The 19,777-nt window shown below is 40.0% G+C and carries 21 protein-coding genes and 1 pseudogene; 7 read left to right on the top strand and 15 right to left on the bottom strand.

The window, feature by feature from the left end; genetic code table 11:
- The first annotated feature begins 45 nt into the window (after positions 1–45).
- Positions 46–753, top strand: coding sequence for an NYN domain-containing protein (locus HMPREF2086_RS06925; RefSeq protein ID WP_023928074.1), 708 nt, complete (start codon positions 46–48; stop codon positions 751–753).
- 80 nt (positions 754–833) lie between these two features.
- Positions 834–1,946 carry a tyrosine-type recombinase/integrase gene (locus tag HMPREF2086_RS06920; protein WP_023928073.1) on the top strand — a complete coding sequence of 371 codons (1,113 nt, stop codon included), beginning with the start codon at positions 834–836 and terminating at the stop codon, positions 1,944–1,946.
- A 264-nt stretch (positions 1,947–2,210) separates the two neighbouring features.
- Here the strand turns inward: HMPREF2086_RS06920 and rpsR are convergent, their stop codons facing one another.
- The 15 genes and pseudogenes from rpsR to HMPREF2086_RS06850 all read right to left on the bottom strand — a co-directional run bounded on the left by rpsR (position 2,211) and on the right by HMPREF2086_RS06850 (position 14,677).
- Entirely contained in the window at positions 2,211–2,462 is a 252-nt protein-coding gene (rpsR, locus tag HMPREF2086_RS06915) for a 30S ribosomal protein S18 (RefSeq protein ID WP_023928072.1), read from the bottom strand.
- A gap of 28 nt (positions 2,463–2,490) precedes the next feature.
- Complete coding sequence (locus HMPREF2086_RS06910; protein ID WP_023928071.1) at positions 2,491–3,066, bottom strand: single-stranded DNA-binding protein; 576 nt, start codon at positions 3,064–3,066, stop codon at positions 2,491–2,493.
- A 204-nt stretch (positions 3,067–3,270) separates the two neighbouring features.
- Positions 3,271–3,606, bottom strand: a pseudogene (rpsF, locus tag HMPREF2086_RS06905) (30S ribosomal protein S6); the annotation flags it as partial.
- Between the two features lie 155 nt (positions 3,607–3,761).
- Positions 3,762–4,763 (bottom strand): DNA polymerase III subunit delta, encoded by a 1,002-nt coding sequence (gene holA / locus HMPREF2086_RS06900; protein WP_023928069.1) that lies wholly within the window; start codon positions 4,761–4,763, stop codon positions 3,762–3,764.
- Between the two features lie 15 nt (positions 4,764–4,778).
- Entirely contained in the window at positions 4,779–5,615 is an 837-nt protein-coding gene (locus tag HMPREF2086_RS06895) for a type 2 periplasmic-binding domain-containing protein (RefSeq protein ID WP_023928068.1), read from the bottom strand.
- A 153-nt stretch (positions 5,616–5,768) separates the two neighbouring features.
- Positions 5,769–6,374, bottom strand: coding sequence for a TetR/AcrR family transcriptional regulator (locus HMPREF2086_RS06890; RefSeq protein WP_023928067.1), 606 nt, complete (start codon positions 6,372–6,374; stop codon positions 5,769–5,771).
- Positions 6,371–7,159, bottom strand: coding sequence for a R.Pab1 family restriction endonuclease (locus tag HMPREF2086_RS06885; RefSeq protein ID WP_023928066.1), 789 nt, complete (start codon positions 7,157–7,159; stop codon positions 6,371–6,373). Before HMPREF2086_RS06885 ends, HMPREF2086_RS06890 begins: the two co-directional genes overlap by 4 nt.
- Positions 7,146–8,300: an N-6 DNA methylase gene (locus HMPREF2086_RS06880; protein ID WP_023928065.1), complete on the bottom strand. Its 1,155-nt coding sequence runs from the start codon at positions 8,298–8,300 to the stop codon at positions 7,146–7,148. The genes HMPREF2086_RS06885 and HMPREF2086_RS06880 overlap by 14 nt, the downstream gene beginning before the upstream one ends.
- A gap of 71 nt (positions 8,301–8,371) precedes the next feature.
- A complete protein-coding gene (locus tag HMPREF2086_RS06875; RefSeq protein WP_023928064.1) occupies positions 8,372–9,580 on the bottom strand; it encodes an ABC transporter permease in 1,209 nt (402 codons plus the stop codon).
- A complete protein-coding gene (locus tag HMPREF2086_RS06870; protein WP_023928063.1) occupies positions 9,577–10,761 on the bottom strand; it encodes an ABC transporter permease in 1,185 nt (394 codons plus the stop codon). The genes HMPREF2086_RS06875 and HMPREF2086_RS06870 overlap by 4 nt, the downstream gene beginning before the upstream one ends.
- Entirely contained in the window at positions 10,762–11,235 is a 474-nt protein-coding gene (locus HMPREF2086_RS11930; protein WP_023928062.1) for an ATP-binding cassette domain-containing protein, read from the bottom strand.
- Positions 11,174–11,509, bottom strand: a complete 336-nt coding sequence (locus tag HMPREF2086_RS11925) for an ATP-binding cassette domain-containing protein (RefSeq protein WP_023928061.1) — start codon at positions 11,507–11,509, stop codon at positions 11,174–11,176. The genes HMPREF2086_RS11930 and HMPREF2086_RS11925 overlap by 62 nt, the downstream gene beginning before the upstream one ends.
- Positions 11,496–12,494, bottom strand: coding sequence for an ABC transporter ATP-binding protein (locus HMPREF2086_RS06860; RefSeq protein WP_023928060.1), 999 nt, complete (start codon positions 12,492–12,494; stop codon positions 11,496–11,498). The genes HMPREF2086_RS11925 and HMPREF2086_RS06860 overlap by 14 nt, the downstream gene beginning before the upstream one ends.
- 79 nt (positions 12,495–12,573) lie before the next feature.
- Positions 12,574–13,356: an efflux RND transporter periplasmic adaptor subunit gene (locus tag HMPREF2086_RS06855; RefSeq protein ID WP_023928059.1), complete on the bottom strand. Its 783-nt coding sequence runs from the start codon at positions 13,354–13,356 to the stop codon at positions 12,574–12,576.
- Between the two features lie 10 nt (positions 13,357–13,366).
- Positions 13,367–14,677, bottom strand: coding sequence for a TolC family protein (locus tag HMPREF2086_RS06850; RefSeq protein WP_023928058.1), 1,311 nt, complete (start codon positions 14,675–14,677; stop codon positions 13,367–13,369).
- Positions 14,678–15,070: 393 nt separating this feature from the next.
- Here HMPREF2086_RS06850 and HMPREF2086_RS10870 point away from each other — a divergent pair, with 393 nt between their 5' ends.
- The 5 genes from HMPREF2086_RS10870 (at position 15,071) to HMPREF2086_RS06825 (ending at position 19,620) form a co-directional block, all read left to right on the top strand.
- The gene (locus HMPREF2086_RS10870; RefSeq protein WP_023928057.1) at positions 15,071–15,862 is read left to right on the top strand and encodes a hypothetical protein; all 792 of its coding nucleotides are present in this window, start codon (positions 15,071–15,073) and stop codon (positions 15,860–15,862) included.
- 61 nt (positions 15,863–15,923) lie between these two features.
- Positions 15,924–16,574, top strand: coding sequence for a nucleotide exchange factor GrpE (grpE, locus tag HMPREF2086_RS11600; protein WP_023928056.1), 651 nt, complete (start codon positions 15,924–15,926; stop codon positions 16,572–16,574).
- A 36-nt stretch (positions 16,575–16,610) separates the two neighbouring features.
- The gene (gene dnaK / locus HMPREF2086_RS06835) at positions 16,611–18,506 is read left to right on the top strand and encodes a molecular chaperone DnaK (RefSeq protein ID WP_023928055.1); all 1,896 of its coding nucleotides are present in this window, start codon (positions 16,611–16,613) and stop codon (positions 18,504–18,506) included.
- A gap of 285 nt (positions 18,507–18,791) precedes the next feature.
- Positions 18,792–19,232 (top strand): CoA-binding protein, encoded by a 441-nt coding sequence (locus HMPREF2086_RS06830; RefSeq protein ID WP_023928054.1) that lies wholly within the window; start codon positions 18,792–18,794, stop codon positions 19,230–19,232.
- A gap of 187 nt (positions 19,233–19,419) precedes the next feature.
- Positions 19,420–19,620: a hypothetical protein gene (locus HMPREF2086_RS06825; RefSeq protein ID WP_034560442.1), complete on the top strand. Its 201-nt coding sequence runs from the start codon at positions 19,420–19,422 to the stop codon at positions 19,618–19,620.
- Positions 19,621–19,777: the final 157 nt, after the last annotated feature.

Below are 19,777 nucleotides of genomic sequence, written 5' to 3'. Positions count from 1 at the left end.
GATAAAATCAATACATAAAAAGGCAAAACATAAAAAGGATGTAATATGAGGGTAAATGCCTATATTGACGGGTATAATTTGTATCACGCTGAAAGAAAGTTAAACGATAATCGTTTGAAGTGGGTAAATCTACGCGCTTTGTGCCAGCACTTTTGTGATGAAGTGGATATTTTGGATAAGGTGTATTATTTTACTTCGTTTGCATATCAACCAAAAGGTGGTATCAAAGATAGGCACAAAATCTATATCGAGGATTTTTTGGAGGATTTTGGTGTGGAGACTATTTTTGGTCGTTTTAATAAATTTAATGGAGAAATAAAAGAAAAGGAAACAGATATAAAGCTCGCACTTCAGCTATACAAAGACGCTCGTGATGATAAATATGATAAGGCGATTTTGCTAAGTGCGGATACGGACTTTATCCCTGCAATAAAAGAAGTCAAGGAGTTGCGGAAAGAGGTTTTGCTACTTTTGCCACCCACACACAAGCTTTTAGCTAATTTTGGTGAAGTCATAAATCAAAATATCACAAAAGATGATTTAGCCGCCCATCTGCTACCTGCAAAGACAAAAAATGGCAAAGAAAAAATGCCAAAAGAATACCTAAGCAATATCCAATCAAGAGAACAACCAGAGGAGATAACAAAAAACCTAAAATACAGCAGTTGGATTCCAAAAGAATTCACACAATGTGAAAAATGCAAAGATTATTTGGACTATGAGCGGTATGAAAAAGTGAAGCCTAAGGATTAGGTTTTGGGAGTTTTAAGTCTAAAAAGTCTTATGCCTAATGCTATGATTCACTCAAAAATTCACTTAAAAAGGATAGCGTGATGACTTATCCGCTTGAGCCATTTGAGAGCGTGGAGCGAAACTATCTTTTTTGGCTACAAAAGTTTTTTATCCACAAAATGACTACACTTTCAAATCGCCATATCCACGACAAAGAAGCATTTACCAAAAGCCTAGATTCTATCAAGTCAGCGCAAAATCTAGGCGAGTTTGAGCGAGCGATAAAAAGTGCTAGGAATTGTGGAATGATAGGGCTAAACACCTATGCAAATCCGCTTTTTAAGCTGGGCGAATATCTAGCTAGCGCGGATTCTATCAGTTCGTTGCGTGAGATTGATGAGGTGTTTTTGAGTGAGTTTATCACTATCGCTACGGCAAGACTTAGCAATGCCACCAAGCGCAATTTTCGCATAGTGCTGATAGGGTTTTTTGGATTTGTAGATAAGCACAATGAGGACGAAAACGGCAAATCTCATATCCTAAATATTGAGCTAAAAAGCCTCTCTGGCACGCGTGGCAAAAGCGGGCAAAAGCTACCGACTTTTCTAAAAGAGGAGGAGCTAGAGAAGTTTCTAAAGGCGATAGATGAAGCACCTATAAGCGCGGTAAGTGAGGGGGTGCAAGCTAGAGATAGGCTCATCGTAAAACTAATCGTCTACACAGGTATCCGCGTGAGTGAAGCGATAAATTTGGAGGTAAATAAGGTTTTGCCCGATGGCGAGATATATCTGCTAAACATTCAAGGCAAGGGCGATAAACAGCGCGTAGTGATGATAAAAAAAGCGCATATAGATAATTTGCTAAAAGAGTGGCTAGGCTACCGTGCCCTCATAGAAAGTCAAAGGGCAACAAAAAAAGAAAAAATACAAGGGAATCTGCTTTTTTGCAACCAAAAAGGCAAGCCACTAAGTCAGCCATATATCTATGGTATCGTGCGAAATATGCTACTATATATAGGCATACGCAAAGAAAAAATGGGAGCGCACTTGCTAAGGCACTCATTTGCTACGCTACTATATCAAAAGCATAAAGACTTAGTCCTAGTTCAAGAAGCACTAGGGCACGCAGACTTAAACACTAGTAGAATCTACACACACTTTGATAAAGATAGGCTAAGAAAAGCAGCAAGCCTAATGGATAATCTTACGAAGTAAGAGCGGTTTGTGGCGAGGGTGTTTTATGTAGTAGTTTTTGTGAATAGCTTTTAAGGTGGGGGATTTATAGGTTTTTGTGATAGTTATTGATAGTTATTTTGTGGTGGGTATTTGTGATGAGTGTTTGGATTATGCTGTGGAGATTCTAGGAAGCTAAAGCATAAAATCTAGCAAGTAAAAAAATCTAAAAAATCTTGTAAATGCTTGTGTGCGAATACATTTCACACACAAGCATAAAATCTAGCAAGTAAGCCCTAAATAAGCCTATCTAAAGGGACTTTCTACGACTTTTTTGTGGTCGATGATATATGGAATAAGTGCCATATGTCTAGCGCGTTTGATAGCGACTTCTACACGCTCTTGCCATTTTTTGCTATTGCCTGTTAGTCGTCTTGGCATTATTTTGTAGCGTTCGCTTAGTGTGTGCTTTAGCAAATCAATGTCTTTGTAGTCTACAAATTCAATTTTTGCTTCTGTGTATCGGCAGTATCTTCTTGAGTATCGTTTTCTTTCCATTGTGTTCTCCTTATTTTAGAATTGCTTTTTAGAATGGTATATCATCATCATCAATGTCGATGCTTGGGATATTGTCCTGCTGGGGTTTAGGCTGTGGATTTTGGTAGTTTTTGTTTGATTGGTTGTAGTTGCTACCGCCGTAGTTTGAGTTATTTCCACCGCTTGGGTTACTACCATAGCCGTTTGCGCCGTAGCTATCGCCACCATAGTTGTTTGCGTAGCTTGACTCTCTGCCATAGCTCTCATCATAGCTATCGCCACCATATCCACCGCTTGCGTTTTTGCTATCTAGCATTTTCATAGTTTCTGCGACAATAGAGTGCTTTGACCGTTTTTGTCCATTTTGGTCACTCCAAGTCTCATAGACCAATCTCCCCTCAATCAAAACCTTGCTACCTTTGCGTAGGTATTGACTTGCTACTTCTGCAGTGCGTCCAAATAGCTTCACATCTACAAAGCAAGTTTCATCAGCCTTTGTCCCATCTTGCTTGGTGTATGCTCTGTTGCTCGCTACTCCTAGCGTGGCTAGCGCAGTAGATGAGGGCAAATGTCGTAGCTCGACATCTCTAGTTAGATTGCCCACAATGATAATCTTGTTAAACATTTTGGCTTCCTTAGGGCTTCCTTACAAAACTAGATAAAGCTAGCTTTCAGCAGAATCGCTAGAGGATTCTTTGGGTTCTCTCACAGATTCAGTAGCAGAATCTGTCGCAGAATCTAGCGTGCTAGATTTTTGCGCTAGGCTTTCTCCGCCTCTGTCTTCGCTTCTATCTCTAGATTTTGGTGCTCCAAGTTTGATAGGCTCTACTTTTTTATCTGCTCTATCTACGAGGGTTTGCCACGCTTTTTGCTCTTTTTTGCTCTCATACTTGATGACGATGAAGCGCAAAATGTCTTCATTTATGCGATATAGTCGCTCTAGCTCCAAAATAGATTTTGGCTCTGCTGTGAAATAAATCACAAAGTAGTATCCGCGTTTGTGTTTTTTGATTTCATAAGCGAGGTTACGCATTCCCATATCTAGGCAGGTTTGTATGCTACCACCATTTTTGGTAATCGCGTCTTTGTAGAAGTCGATTTTTTGCTTGATTTCTTCCTCGACAAGAGTAGGCTTTACGATAAACATCGTTTCGTAGTGTTTCATTGAAGTCTCCTTTTGGTTTTCGCCCTATGCTTTTTAAGTCCTAAAACCTCTAAAAATCCGCAAAAATCCAAGAAAATCATTAGGCAAATCTAAAGAAAATCTAGGGATTTTGCAGAATCTAAGCGCAATAGAGCAAGGAAAATAAAGTGCAAATTCTAGCGAATAAAATCTTGAATTTTGATTAAACTTTGCAAAGAAATGCTTTTTTTGCCCTGCATAAGTTCATTTCGCCATTTTCCAAGTAGCTTAAAAATCTCCAAATACCCCTCTTCAGAGCGCACTTGCAAGCATCTTCTCTTGTATTCATCGCTGATGAGATTTGGTGGGGCATATCCCAAAATCTCTTTTGGTTCAATCCTGCCATTTGCCCTAGCATACGCAAAAAACAAAAATAATTTATTAAAATACTCCTCCATATCACGCATTAGTCCCATTTCATCAAGCCCACTCTCTAGCATTTTTTCTAGCACCAAAAAAGGCGACTTTTTGCTAAAAATGCGTTCTAGCAGCTCCTCTATCCCCACGCTTCCTAGTCCATAGCACAAAAAAGCAATGTCCTCTCTTTTTACTTCGCCTTGTATTATGCTAAATTTACTTAGTTCTGCGCAGGCTAGGGCAATGTCGTTGTTTTGCATTTCAAGGAGGGTTTGTAAGTTTTGATTGTTTATAAAAATCCCAAGCGAGTTTGCCCTCTCACGCAAAAAATCTATACTTTCACGAGCATTTGGGGTGAAAAACCGCACATCTACCACGCCACTTAAGCCATTTGATTCTGTGTGTAGGCTTGTGGCAAACGCTTTGAAATCCCGCGCGTATTGTGCGCTAGGCTTATTTTCCGCTTGATAAAATTCAATAATAATCGCGCTGTTTTCATTGCTTTTTAGCGCACCCATTATTGCTTTTAGATGTTTAGAATCTAGCTTTTTATCAAGCTTTAGCACCACCACTTGCGCATCGCCAAAAAGACTGCTTTGTGTCAAAATATTCATCACAGAATCCAAACTATAATCCGCATAATAAAACACCTCTGGGATAACATTTAGCGCGTTTGTGATTTTTTTGGAATACACTTGTATCAAAAAATCACTCTCTCCATACAGCAGAGCAGCTTTTGGTGTGCGAGAAGCTAGATATGTATCAAAGTCTTTTTTATACATTTTTAAGCAAAGCCTTTATTTAGATTTTGGGTGTTTTGGTGTTTTGTATGCTCGCTTTGGTGGGCTTAAGCGCATTAGCCGTGCCAAGCGATAAAATCTAGCAATAGCGATAGATTCTTTTGCCCCTATTTTGTAGTAAATATGCGCTAAATATTCTTTAGCAAAATCTAGCGAGATTCCCATTTGCCTAGCTCGCTCTAGTAGCCAAAAGTGCGGAATCTTTACGCGTTTGGGATTAAATTTTGCGTTAAATCTGTTTGAAATTTGCTCATAAAATGTTGCGTATTTTTTTGCGCAGCAAAGCCTCCCAAAAACAAAAGGCAATCCCTGCTTGCTAAACCACGCTTCTCCCATATCTATGTATCCCTGCTCACTTGTATGTCTATGCGTATAGTGCGAAATCTTTTTGTGAGAGTCTTTATAGTTTGCTTTAGATTTTGCCTTAGAAAAATCGCTCTGTGTTTTTTTGTTTTGGTATAGCCACAAAAGTGCTTTATCCCCGATAATTACTTCGCCCTTTAGCCCTAGTGCTTTGCTTAGGGTGTTTGAAGTGTCTGATTGGTAGTCGTTTTTGGGAGTGGAGTGCTTCACTAGCACACTCCATACCGCGCCTTTGGCGATGATTCCGCTTTTTGTGGCGTATTTGCCACATTGCTTATTGTGAGAGCTAACCCCTGCAATAGAGGAGATAAACCCCGCATCAATGCGATTAAATAAAAAAGATTGGTTTAGCTTGGCAGGATAGGAACTATGGGCAAAAAGGCTTTGCTTGAAGCGAGATGGGGTAGGGTAGGACTTGATAAACATATCAAAAGGCAGTAGATTGAGGTAGCAAATCTTGCCAAATCGCATTTTGATTTTCCTTAAGAAATGTGAATGTGGGATATTTAGATTTTGGTGCTTTTGCAAAAAGCCACATTATAGCATTGAAATATATCTAAAAACAAAATCTATTTATTTGATTTTTTTAGATTTGCCAAAATCTAGCGCAAATCCACCTCTTTCCTATAATTTTTCCTTTATCCCATTTAGGAAAATCTCTAAAGAATTTTTAGCATAGACATTTGATAGATTTTTAAAGCCCTGTGGCAAGACTTTTGTAGTCTGGACAAAAAAGTAAAAATTCACAATCCCAAATAGCGCAATCGCACTAGAAGCGATGTCTATATCAGCCCTAAAAACGCCCTGTTTTATGCCCTCTTGCAACGCCTCAAAGAAAAAACCACGCATTTTTGCTTGTCTCTTTGCAATATCATCAAACATAAATGGCTTTGAGTTAATCACATTTTCGATAAAAAGTCGCCCTATGTAGGGCTTTTTTTGGTGCAGTTCGCTCATTTTTGTAGCGTAGTGGGCGATTCTCTCTAATGGCGCAGTGGGTGCAGATTCCAAAATCGCCTCCACAAAGCCAAAGCAGTGATAAAAACTCGCCCTATAAAGCCCCTCTTTGCTACCGAAATGATAAGAAATCGCGCTTAAGTTTGCATTTGATTTTTGCGCGATTTGCCTCGTGGAAGTGGCATCATAGCCTTGAAGCGCGAAAAGCTCTAGCGCAGTATCTAAAATCGCCTCTTTTGTGGATTTATCTGCAGATTTGCTTTCATCTTTCATTTTTCGCCCCTTTTTAGCGATTTTATAATTTTTAAAATTTCGCGCACATCGTGGTTATGATTTGGACTTAATATGCCAAAAATCTTAAAAGATTCTAATAAAAACTGCTTATGCGTAGAATCTAATATCAAATGCGCTTTTTCTTTTTGTTGTGCCACTCTACCAAGTAGCGCAATATTTCCATTAGTTGGGCAAAGTTGCGTGATGGGGAAGCATACATAAAGCATTGGTTGAGTGCCGATAGCGCGTTGTTTTTCTTTGATGATTATTTCTACCAAAATATCAAATACACTAAAAGTTCGCATTAAAAGCGGATATTTCACTTCGCTATGATAAAACTCCACTCCCAAAATATTGCGTGTAATAGGGTGGCTTCGTAAAATTGCCAACTCGCTTCGCGAATCTAGAAATTCATTTTGTTTAATATTTTCTAAAAAACTTAACATTTCACTTATCTCATCTATGCCGATAATCCCCCATTTTGTGAAATAATATATAAAATCACTTAGTTCATAAAGTGCTTTTTTCTTGCCATTTGCTCCTACAAATTCTGTGTCTTTGCAAGTGCTTAAATCTAGTTTTTCTTTATCGCTTTTATCCACATCATAGCCGATTTGCCATTCTATATAGTGCTTTTGAGTAAATGGACTTTGCCTCGTTGCACTTGGTAAGCCATACTCATAAAAGCTATTTCTTATTTTTACTCGTGCTTTGCCACTTTGCTCTGTAAGTGGAAACTCAACAAAGATTTTGCCACTATTTTGCTCTAATTTAGCTATTTTCATAATGCTCTCCCAAAAGATTTTCAAAGTATTGCGTAATTTTTGGTGTAATGATTTTAGATTTTGCGCATTTTACAAACTCACTCTCTAACGCCTTAAATTCTGCCCAATCAATCAAAACATCGCAATTCCCAAGATAATAAGGCACTCGCTCAATCATTTGCTTAAACACATCTACATAGCAATACAAGCTATATTTTTCTTGTGGCACATTTATGGCGTTTGTGGTGGGCTTATCTAAAAATGTCTTAGAGCGGCGAAGTGCATTTATATCGCGCAATGTGTAAAATAATGCTACTCTGTCTTTATCACTCACGCGCGATTTGTTTGGGTATTTATCGATGTATTTGCCGATAAAATCAAAATCATTTAGCGCGAAATTTTTGCCCTCTATCGTGTAAAATCTATGATTTTTCACATTAGCAAAATCTGGCACTTTAGATTTTCTCTCATAAAGTGCAATGATAATAGGGAAAAAGCTAGTAGAGTTAGGGCAGAAAATCTGTGAGCTAATGATAAGAGAATCTATAAGCGTATAGTGCGCAAAAAAGCGTTTTAGGCTTTTAAAATTTGTTTCTTTAATGAGATAGGATAGCGGGTGAAGCACACAGATAAAATCCGCCTGTAATTCAACAAAAGATAGCAAAAAACTAGCACCTATATCGCGGTGTTTAAGTGCAGAATCTAGCGCATATATTTTGTCTTTTATATGTTTTTGCACGATTGAGGTTTTGTCATTATATGGAGGGTTGCCTATGATTGCAAGTGGTGTATTTGGTGGAATCTTAAAGGTTTTTCTATTGACATTTAATAATGCGTTTTGATGAATAAATAGCGGGGGATTTTTAGGTGTGTTTATGGCTTTTGTGGCAATATCTATTGCCTTTTTATCAATGTCAATGCCAATTTTTAGTGCAAAATCTGTAAAATCTTTGGGGTTATTGTTTGCCTTATCACAATTATCAAAGTTCAAAAAATTCCCATAGCCACACGAGCTATCAAGCAACGCACAATCTTTTGGCGATATATGCGCTTTGCTTAGCGCATTAAGTAGCATTTGCTGTGCTATTTGCACGATAAAAGTGGGTGTATAAAAACTCCCCAAATTTACCGCTTTGATTTTATCTAAATGCGTATGCGACATTGCTAACCTCTCTTAAACTTCATTTATGCTACCACCAAAATAAAAACCACACGAATTATATCTAAAAATGCCTAACTTTGCTTTTTGTAGCTTACAATCGCCCAGAGGTTAAAGACAAGTGCAAAGCCCACAAGTGCGCACAAATCCCACCACAAAAATGGCGAGTTAAGCAAACTATCGCCTTTCAAAAATATCGCCCTTAGCGATTCGATGAAATAGCGCAAAGGATTTGCCAAAGTCAGCATCTCCGCCCAAAGTGGCATTGACTTTATGGAGGTAAAAAGCCCACTTAGCAAAATCAAAATCAGTATAAAAAAATAGCTTACAAACATTGCTTGTTGCATTGTGTTTGAGTAGTTTGAGATGACTAGCCCAAGCCCTGTAACCACTAGAATATACACAAGCGCAAAAACAAAAATGCTACCATATCCACCCTTTGAAGCAAAGCCATAGATGATAAATGCAAGCAAAAAGCACACGCTTATAACCACGATTCCCATAATCCAATAAGGAATGACTTTTGAGATGATAAAAAGCGACTTTGGCAAGGGGCTTACATTGATTTGTTCGATATTGCCACTTTGCTTTTCCCCGATAATGTTAAACGCAGGGAGAAATCCGCACAAAAGCGTTAGCACCATAACGGTCAGGGCTGGAATCATATAAAGTTTGTAGTCTAAGTGTGGATTGTAAGCATAGAGGCTTAAAATTTCGAGGTTGCCTAGATTTGCAGTGTTTGAGAGATTTGCGCTTGTCGCGCTTGTCGTGCCAAAACCTTGCCAATTTAAAATCTTCGCATTTTTCTCCGCGCTAAATTCTGCGATGATATTGCTTAGATAACCCGCTCCTAGCGTGCCTTTGGTAGAGTTTATCGCATTTGCATATAGCGCGATAGACGCGCTTTGTGAGAGCATATTTGCTTCAAAGTCATTTGGGATTTCCACTATTATGTCGCATTTAGCGAGGTAAATACACTCTTTGGCACTCTCAAATGAAGGCGCGTTTTGCGCAATTTTGAAGTAATCCCCCGCCTCTATCTTTGCTATGAGTTCATTTGAAAGGGTGGATTTATCAAAATCTACTATTGAGAGATTGATATTTTTTATCTCCATATTTGCTACCCAAGGGATTACCAAAATCGCTGCTATGGGGAATCCTATAAGCATTCTAGGTAAAAAGCTATTGCGAAAAAACTGCTTAAATTCTTTTTGCACTAAAAATCCTAAATCACGCTTTGCCTTACTAAGCGCGTTCAAAAACGCCACAAATATTGCTCTCATAATCGCACCTTGTAAGTTTTAAGGCTAACGCCCAAAACGATTGCTAACATAGCGCATAAAATTACGCCCTCTTTTAGAATGTAGCTAAGCCCTAAGCCCTCAATCATTATTTTTTTCACGCCTATTATGAACCACTTTGCAGGGATAATGTCGCTAAAATATTGCAAGATTTTTGGCATTGATTCCACAGGGAAAATCATACCGCTAAACATCATCACAGGCATCATAAACAGCATTGCACACACAAGCATTGCCACAACTTGGGTTTTTGCGAGGTTTGATACCATTAGCCCTATGCAAAGGGCTAAAAATAGATAGAGCAAACAAAAAGCCATAAGTAGCGAAAGCGAACCCATAATCGCCAAATCTAGCACAAACACGCACACAACAAGCACCAAAACCAAAATCCCAAATGAGAGCAAAAAATAAGGAATGAGCTTTGAAATAATCACAAGATAGGGCTTTAGTGGCGAGATTAGTAGCACTTCCATACTGCCTTGCTCTTTTTCGCGCACGATAGAAATGCTAGTCATCATCGCACAAATCAGCATCAGCACAAGCCCTAGTAGCCCGGGGACAAAGTTTGGTGCGGATTTGCCTTGCGGGTTAAAAAGCATTGTGGTGGAAATGCTTAGATTTTGCTCTGAATCTAGATTCGGGATTTGCGCTATATCGCTTATAAACGCGCTTTGGATAATGTTGCTTACAAAGATATTGATTGTGCTTGCGCGGTTTGCATCGCTTGCATCAAGGATAAGCTGCACTTGCGCGGGACGCACACCACCATAGAGATTCACGCTAAAATCTGGCGGAAAAACAAGCAAAAAATCAATATCCCCACTTTTAAACGCGCTTGAAAAATCACTGCCAAAATCTTGTGCTATAAGGTTTTGGTGCAAGATAAAATGCGGATTTTGGCTTAAGTGAGAGATGATTTTTTGTGTGTTTGAGTCATTTGCAAAATCAAGTAATGCAAAGCGCACATTGCGCACCTCGCTACTTAGGGCAAAGCCAAAGAGCAAAATCTGCACCAAAGGCATAAGCACAAGAATCATAATCGTGCGAATATCGCGGAATATATGCAAAAACTCTTTTTTGATAAATGCCTTTGAAGCCAAGATATTTGGACTATTTAGGAAGTTTTGCGTTTGATTTGCAATGCGATTTTTTAGATTCCCCATTTACTCGCCCCTTTTGGCAGTTTTTGCGAGGTGGAAAAACACCGCATTCATATCCTTAACGCGAAATTCTTTTTTGAGATTATTTGGCGTATCAAGTGCGCAAATCTTGCCATCTACCATAATGCTAACCCTATCGCAATACTCCGCTTCGTCCATATAATGCGTGGTTACAAAGATACAAGTCCCACTTTGTGCGACTTCGTATATGCGCTCCCAAAACTGCCGCCTTGTAAGCGGGTCTACGCCACCTGTTGGCTCGTCTAAAAATATGACTTTTGGGCTATGAAAGTTTGCCACACAAAAGGCGAGCTTTTGCTTCCACCCAAGCGGGAGTTCGCTCACCATCATATCGCGCTTATCGCTAAAATCTAATCTTGCTAAATCATCTTTCATTTTTGACTCAATCTCGCCCTTACTCATTCCGTAGATTCGCCCAAAAAAGTAGATATTTTCCCCACACTTTGAGGTTTTCATAGAGTGCAAATTTTTGACTCATATAGCCGATAGACCGTTTGATTTGCTCACTTTGTGTGGCTATGTCAAATCCCGCCACGCTTCCACTGCCACGACTTGGCAGACTTAGTCCGCAAAGAATCTTCATAGCCGTAGTTTTCCCTGCGCCATTTGCACCTAAAAATCCAAAAATCTCGCCACCAAAAACTTCAAAGCTAATATCATCAACCGCGTTAAAATCCCCAAAAGTTTTGGTGAGATTTTGCACTTTTATGATAGGGCTAGATTTTTGCATTTACAAACTCCATAAAGCAATCCTCGATATTTGGGCTAATGCGCGTAATCTCTAAATCATCATAGCCTAATTTTTGCCTCAAAAATGTTTGCAAATACGCGTTAGATTTTTCACTAGATTTTGTGTCAAAATCCGCGTTAGATTCACGCGAATCAAAGCTAAAATCCACATTAGGATTTAGCCTTAAATGCAAACTCTCTCCAAACAAAAACGCACTTTTGACTTGGGGCAGATTTCGCAAATTTGCTAAAAGCGCAAAGGGCAGATTTTTTAGTGCGAATAATTCCCCGCTAAAATCACGCACAATCTCACTAGGCGAGCCTATGCGGAAAATCTCGCCACCTGCCATTAACGCCACTCTATCGCAAAGCTGTGCTTCGTCCATATAGGGCGTGGATACGATAATAGACATTTGGCTTTTTAAAATGCGCAAAATCTCCCAAAACTCCGCACGACTAAGCGCATCTACACCCGTGCTAGGTTCATCAAGCAGCAAGATTTTGGGCTTATGGATTAGCGCGCAACAAAGGGCGAGTTTTTGCTTCATTCCGCCAGAGAGCGCACCTGCACGGCGGGTTTTAAATGGCTTCAATGCACGATAGATGGGCTCAATTAGCGCGTAGTTTGTCTCTAGCTTCACATTAAAAATATTGGCAAAAAAGTGCAAGTTTTCCTCCACACTCAAATCGCTATAAAGACTAAACACCGCAGGCATATAGCCCAAATGTGCGCGAATAAGTGCAAAATCACGCGCAAAATCGCCTCCCAAAATCTTGCACTCCCCACTGTCTGCCAATAAAAGCGTGGCTAGGATTCTAATAAGCGTGGTTTTGCCCGCGCCATCTGCGCCGATAAGCCCAAAGATTTCATTGCACTTTACTTCAAATGTAGCGTTTTTTAGCGCAAGGGTTGCACTAGATTTTTCGCTATAAGATTTGCTTAAACCTCGCGCCTGCAAAATCACTTCGCTATTTTTGCTACTCATTTTTGTGCCTTTAATTTTTTGTTTATTCTCTACAAATCGCGATTCGTGAATCTAGATTCAAGATTCACGAATCTAGAATCTATTTCAATTTGACTTGCCCATAAGAGCCGATTTTGATGAGTTTTTCGCCATTTTGGGACTTGTTTTGCACTTCGATTTTGACAGCATATACGACATTTTCGCGCTCATCTTTTGTCATAATCGTTTTTGGGGTAAATTCTGCCTTTGGCGAAATCCATATAATTTTCCCCTCATACTCGCTAAATCCCTTACCAAAATCCACAAACACAGCCACCTTTTGCCCCAAAGCGATTTTGCTTATATCCGCGTTTGTGAAGTAAGCCTTTAGTCGCAGTGAATCGATATTTGCGATTTTATAAAGGGGCTTATTTGGCAGGGCGAGCTCGCCTAGTTTGGCGTATTTTTCTAGCACTATGCCACTTATGGGGGCTTTTATGTCGCTTTTTGCAAGGCTATCACGCACAATCTCTAGCTCTTTTTGCAAAATCTGCTCTTGCAAATGCGCATCATCATAGCTCTTTTTTGTCCCCGCATTTGCCTGATATAGTCGCTCTAAGCGCGTAGATTCGCTTTTGGCGTTTTGGAGCTGTAAGGATAGTTTTGCCTCATTTAGCTGCATTTGTGTAGAATCGATGCGCACACTGCTTTGCCCAAGTGCAAGTTCACTTCCCTCTACCGCGCTAAATTCGATGATTTTCCCACTCACTTCTGCACTCACTAGCACTTCATCAGCTTCAAAAATCCCCATCGCATCAAAGTCGTTGTTGTTTCCACACGCGTTAAAAAGCACACTTATGGTGCATATTGTGCTTATTGCAAATGCTTTTTTTAGAATGTTCATTATCACTCCTTTATTGATTTTGTGGGTTTTGCCATTGATTTAGGCTTTGGTAAATCTCATAGATTTGCTTTAGAAGCTCGATTTCATCGTAATTATTTTGGAGTTTGAGCGTGTTTAGCGCGTTTATTTCGCTTAAAAAATCATTCACACTTAGCACGCCATTTTGTAGCTTTGCTTGTGCGGATTTGGTGAGATTTTCTTGCAGGGTGATGATTTGCGTATCTTTGCTAATCTTATCTTGTAAATTGTTCGCGCGTTTGATTTGGCTTTTTAGCGAAATTCTCATATTGAGTAAAAATTCCTCTTTTTTGGCGTCATTTTGCAAAATCTGCATTCTACGCAACTCGCTTTGCTGATGGAGCGAATAAAGATTGCCAAAGTCCCAATTTAGCCTTATCCCAGCGATATAGTAGCTATTAAATCCGCTTTTTAGGATATTTAGTGCGGGGTTGCCATATCCTGCTTGGAAAAACGCATCAATATAGGGCAAAAACCGCGCCGTTTCGGCATTTTTACTCATTGTGATTTCATTTGCTCTTTGGGTAAAAACGCGCATTTCAGGGCGCGATTCAAAACTTGCGCTTTTTACTTCAAGTGATTGCAGAGAATCAAGCGATTGGCGTGGTGTTACTAGCTCTATGTCTTGCTCTAATCCCACAAGCTCTTTTAGCGTGCTTAGGGCGATTTCGCGCTCATTTGTGAGATTTGCTAGGGTGTTTTGGGTTTGCAAAATCTCAATCTTTAGTTTATCAATGTCGCTTTTATTTGCCACGCCATTGGCATATCTAGCTTTTAGCGTGGCTAGATTTTTGCCTAGCTCTTTTGCGTGAATCTCGCTTTGATTGATTTGCCTCTCTAGCAAAAGTGCCGCAAAATAGGCATTTATTACGCTATTTTGCACGGAGTAAAGCGCGGATTCTAGCTCGGCTTGTTGCGTGCTGTATTTTGCCTTTGTGAGTGAGCGATTTGCCCAGAGATTCCCCGCGTCAAAGAGCGGTTGAGAGATTTCTATATTTGCATTGTATTGGTCTTTGCTTAGGGGTTTGTAGTTGAGATTCCCACCAGAAAGGTTATTTAGCGTTTGGCTAGAAAATGGCAGAGTGGTTACATCGCTTTGATAAGTGGCTTTTGCGCCTAGCTTTAGTCGCGGGATATAGCTCATATTGAGCTTTACTAGCTCTAAGTCCTGTGCTTTTTGGAGCAAATCTTTGTTTTTATGCAGTGGGTAATGCTCCCTTGCCTTACTAAGCGCGGATTCAAGTGTGAGTGGCTCGGCATTTAGGTGCAAGGCTATAAGCGAGAGGAGTAGGATTTGTCTCATTGTCGCTCCGTGTTTGATAATGTTTGTGCCGAAATACTAGCAAAGAAATTTAAAAAAGTCAAACGATTGTTTGAAAATGTAAAAGTGAGAAATATTTAAGAATCCTAGAATTTATAATTTTTATGGTTGTATTTTTGCTTGATTTTCCGTTATTTTTTTACATATTGCTAATCTTTGCATAAGAAAATCTAAGTAAATATACTAAGTAAAGTTTATAGTAATACACTCATATTTTGATATTTTTAGCAATCTTTTTGCTTAAATGCTAATTTTATTTACTTTTTTTGGCTAATATTCTCATCGCTAAAGATAAATCACTTTAGTCTTTAGTTTTTATAGCCTTTGCAAGTTTTTGAAACTTTTGGCTTTTTTAAATATTGTAAGGATTAGCAAATGCAAAAAAAAGAGTTTTTGCTTAATGAGATGATTAAGCATTATATCAAGTGCCAAGAGCCTATCGGCTCGGAGACTCTCAAAGTCGCACTTGGTGTAAATATCTCTTCTGCTACGATTCGCAATTATTTTAAGATTTTGGGGCAAGAGGGCGTAATCGTGCAAACCCATATCAGCTCTGGGCGAGTGCCGACAGCCTACGCGCTAAAAAACTATTGGCGCAATGTGCTTAGCCCCAAAGATTTAAACCCCACACTAGATTCTGCCAAGCTAGAATCTAGTTGTAAGTTTTTCGCGCTATCTTGCGCCATAAAGCCACACTTTAGTCAAAAACTCTTAAAAGTCATCGAGCTAGAGGAAGCAGATACACTACTACTTTGCTTTAGTAAGGATAGGGTTGCTATTCCGCTTGTGGCAAATATGTCGCGCTTTTGCAAGGAATTGCTTGGAATGTCTATTGAGGATATTATCAAAATCGCTAAGGAAGTCTGCGCTACTAGCCTATATAGTGTGCTTTGCAATCTACAAAGCACACCGAAGTTTTTTGGGCTAGAGTTTTTGGGTGAGCTATTTAGCACACAGCCACAAACCGCACTTGAAATCCTTAGCGGCGAGATGTTTTCCAAACTTGAAAATACTATGTTTTTCCCTGACAAAAGCGAATATATGGTGCTAGCACATAGCGCGACTTATACCAAAAACGGCGAGGATAGAGAGGCAAAAATGCTATGTGTAGGCAAAATCACGCAAGACTATGAGGGCTTTTATGAAGCACTAGAAGCAAGCGCGTGAGGCAAGCAAAATCACAAAAAAAAAAGAATAAAAAGATTTATCCCAACACAAAGGAGTAAAAATGAGCCAAGATTCTATGCAATCTAGCGATTTGGATTCTGCACTAGAATCTAAAAGCGCGGATTTTAGTGATTGCGCACAAGAGGAACTGATAAGCCAATCAAGTGCACAATCACAAGAAGCACAAGAAACTGCAAAATCACAATCTAGCACAGATTTAGCAGATTCTAGTGCGGATTTAAGCCAAAGTGATTCTAGCGGGCAGGGCGACTCTAGCGACATAGATACGCTAAAGTCCCAGCTAAGCGAATGGAAAGACAAATATGTTCGCGCTCACGCGGATTTTGAAAATGTCAAAAAACGACTAGAGCGGGATAAAAATCAAGCCCTAGAATACGCCTATGAAAAGATTGCCAAAGACTTGCTTCCTATCATAGATACGCTTGATAGGGCAAAAGAAGCGGCAAAAGAGCATAGTGCGATTTTGGAGGGAATCAATCTCACACAGGATAATCTCTTAAAAGCCTTGCAAAAGCACGGCATAGAGGAGATTAGCACAAGTGGCGAGTTTGACCCCAATTTGCACGAGTGTATTATGCAGGTGCAAAATGAGGGACTAAAAGATGGCGACATAGCCCAAGTTTTGCAAAAGGGCTATGTCTACAAAGAAAGGACTTTGCGACCAGCTATGGTGGCAATAGTCAAAAACTAAAAACCAACACACAAAAACCAACACAAAGGATAACAAATGGCAAAAGTAATTGGAATAGACTTAGGAACGACAAACTCCGCAATGGCGGTATATGAAGGCACAGAGGCAAAAATCATTGCCAACAAAGAGGGCAAAAACACCACACCCTCAATCGTGGCATTTACAGATAAGGGCGAGATTCTCGTAGGCGAGCCAGCCAAAAGGCAAGCCGTTACCAATCCTCAAAAGACGATTTACTCCATTAAGCGCATTATGGGGCTTATGCTAAATGAGGATAAGGCAAAAGAGGCACAAAAGCGACTTCCGTATAAAATCGTGGATAGAAATGGCGCGTGTGCGGTAGAAATCGCGGATAAAACCTACACGCCTCAAGAGATTAGCGCGAAGATTCTTATGAAAATCAAAGAGGACGCGGAGAGCTACTTGGGCGAGAGCGTGAGTGAGGCGGTTATCACCGTGCCAGCGTATTTCAACGATTCTCAACGCAAAGCTACCAAAGAAGCAGGCACGATAGCAGGGCTAAATGTGCTTAGAATCATAAACGAGCCTACTTCAGCCGCGCTTGCTTATGGGCTAGATAAAAAAGAGAGCGAAAAAATAATGGTGTATGACTTGGGTGGCGGAACATTTGATGTAACAGTGCTAGAAACAGGCGATAATGTCGTAGAAGTGCTTGCCACAGGCGGAGATGCGTTTTTGGGAGGCGATGACTTTGATAACCGCATAATCGATTGGGCAGCGGGTGAATTTAAAGATGAAAGCGGGATTGATATAAAAAGCGATGTAATGGCGTTGCAACGGCTAAAAGACGCCGCAGAAAATGCCAAAAAAGAGCTTAGCAGTGCGCAAGAAACTGAAATCAACTTGCCATTTATCACTGCTGATGCAAGCGGTCCTAAGCACTTTGTCAAAAAGCTTACTCGAGCGAAGTTTGAAAGCCTTATTGATGATTTAATCGATGAGACAATCACTAAGATTGATTCTGTGATTAAAGATGCGGGGCTTAGCAAGAGTGATATTAGCGAAGTGGTAATGGTGGGTGGAAGCACGAGAATCCCAAAAGTCCAAGAGCGCGTAAAAGACTTCATCGGCAAAGAACTCAACAAATCTGTAAATCCTGATGAAGTCGTGGCTGTAGGCGCGGCGATACAAGGTGGCGTGCTAAAGGGTGATGTCAAAGATGTGCTTTTACTTGATGTAACGCCGCTATCGCTTGGGATTGAGACACTTGGTGGCGTGATGACGCGTGTAATCGATAGAGGTGCGACAATCCCTACCAAAAAAACCCAGACTTTCTCTACCGCAGAGGATAATCAGCCAGCCGTAACCATTCGCGTGCTTCAAGGCGAACGCGAGCTAGCCAAAGACAATAAATTGCTAGGAAACTTTGACTTGCAAGGAATCCCAGCTGCACCGCGTGGTGTGCCACAAATCGAGGTAACATTTGACATAGATGCAAATGGAATCCTAACCGTGAGTGCAAAAGACAAAGCAAGCGGCAAATCTCAAGAAGTCAAAATCACAGGCTCTAGCGGGCTAAGCGATAGCGAAATCGAAAAAATGGTAAAAGATGCCGAGCTGCACAAAGAGGAGGACGCTAAGCGAAAAGGTGCGATAGAATCGCGCAATATGGCAGATTCGCTAGTCTATCAAACAGAAAAAACACTCCAAGAAATGAAAGACAAGCTAGAGGCTAGCGATGTCGAAAAGATAAACTCTGCGCTTGAGGAGCTAAAAACCACGCTAAAAGATGAAAACGCTACAAAAGAGCAAATCGATGAAAAGGTAAAAATACTCACAGAAGCAAGCCACAAACTTGCCGAAGCTATGTATGCCAAAGACCAAAACGCGCAAGGTGGGGCAAATGCAGGTAATGCAAGCGGTGGCAAAAAAGGCAAAGATGATGATGTTATAGATGCTGAAGTGGAGTAGGCTTAAAGCAGAGTAGGGGGAAACTAGGGGGAGATTTTTTGGAGGGGGAAATTTAGAGGGAAGCCAAAAAATATAGCCAAAAAGTATAGCGCAGAAGTGGAGGGAAAATGTAAGTGAGAGAAACTAAACCGCCTACACAAGCACGAAAAATCCACAGCAAGGAAATCATAATAAATACTGCTACGCGTTTATCTACAAAACATTTATCTGCAAATCATCTATAAAAATCTACCACTTTTTTGATTCAAGTGATAAAAGGCGATTTAGACTTTTAAGGAAACTAAAATGCAAGACTTAGAAAAACAAGATTTCATAAAAATAGAAGTGCTAAAGAGTGCCAAAAACATAGCGATTTTGGGGCTTAGCCCTGATGAGGGCAAAGCAAGTAACGCAGTGGCAAAGTATTTATTAGCACAAGGTTATAATGTCATTCCTATCTACCCAAAGATTCCACCAAATGGCGAGATTTTGGGCAAAAAGGCTTATGCAAATTTGCAAGAAGCATTTAGCCAAAATGCCAAAATTGATATTCTAAATATTTTTCGCAAAAGTGAAGTGCTAGAAGAAATCGCACAAGAAATCATCACACTAGAGAATAAACCAAAATGCGTGTGGGTGCAGCTAGGCTTAAGCAATGCGCGTGCAAAAGAGATTCTCACAAACGCAAAAATCATTTACGAGGAAAATAGCTGCATAAAGGTAGAGCATAAGAGGCTACTTAGCTAAATCACAACAATCCACTGCCATACTGACTTTTTTAATTGTCGTGTTGTTACCCATTTTTTGTCATATTGTCTTGTCGCCAATTTCATTGCCATATTGAGCGATAGCGAAATATCTCTACTTGATTTTGCATTATCTGCAAAATCTTTTGAGATACTTCGCTACGCTCAGTATGACAAGAAGTCGCAGTATGACAAGCGAGTGCTTTAGTCTAAGTAAATCTAATCCCCTCGCTTATCAAATGGTTACCCACCCCCTTTATCCCCCTCCGCAAGGGAGGGGGAATTTTGAGGTTGTCGCTAGCAATGGAGGGGGAATTTTGAGATTACCACTTGCAAGGGAGGGGGAAATAATTTGCTTGCCCTCACTTGCAAGAGAGGGGGAATCTTAAAGATTGCTTCCAATTACTTTGTCATATTGAGCGTAAGCGAAATATCTCTTTTTGTTTTACTTGAGATACTTCGCTACGCTCAGTATGACAAATAGTAGAATCTTTTGAGATACTTCGGGCTTAAAAGCCCTTAAGTATGACAAATACTTTCACCTAC

The organism is Helicobacter macacae MIT 99-5501 (assembly GCF_000507845.1).
Taxonomy (GTDB): Bacteria; Campylobacterota; Campylobacteria; order Campylobacterales; family Helicobacteraceae; genus Helicobacter_B; species Helicobacter_B macacae.
This window is presented reverse-complemented; position numbering and strand designations above follow the sequence as displayed.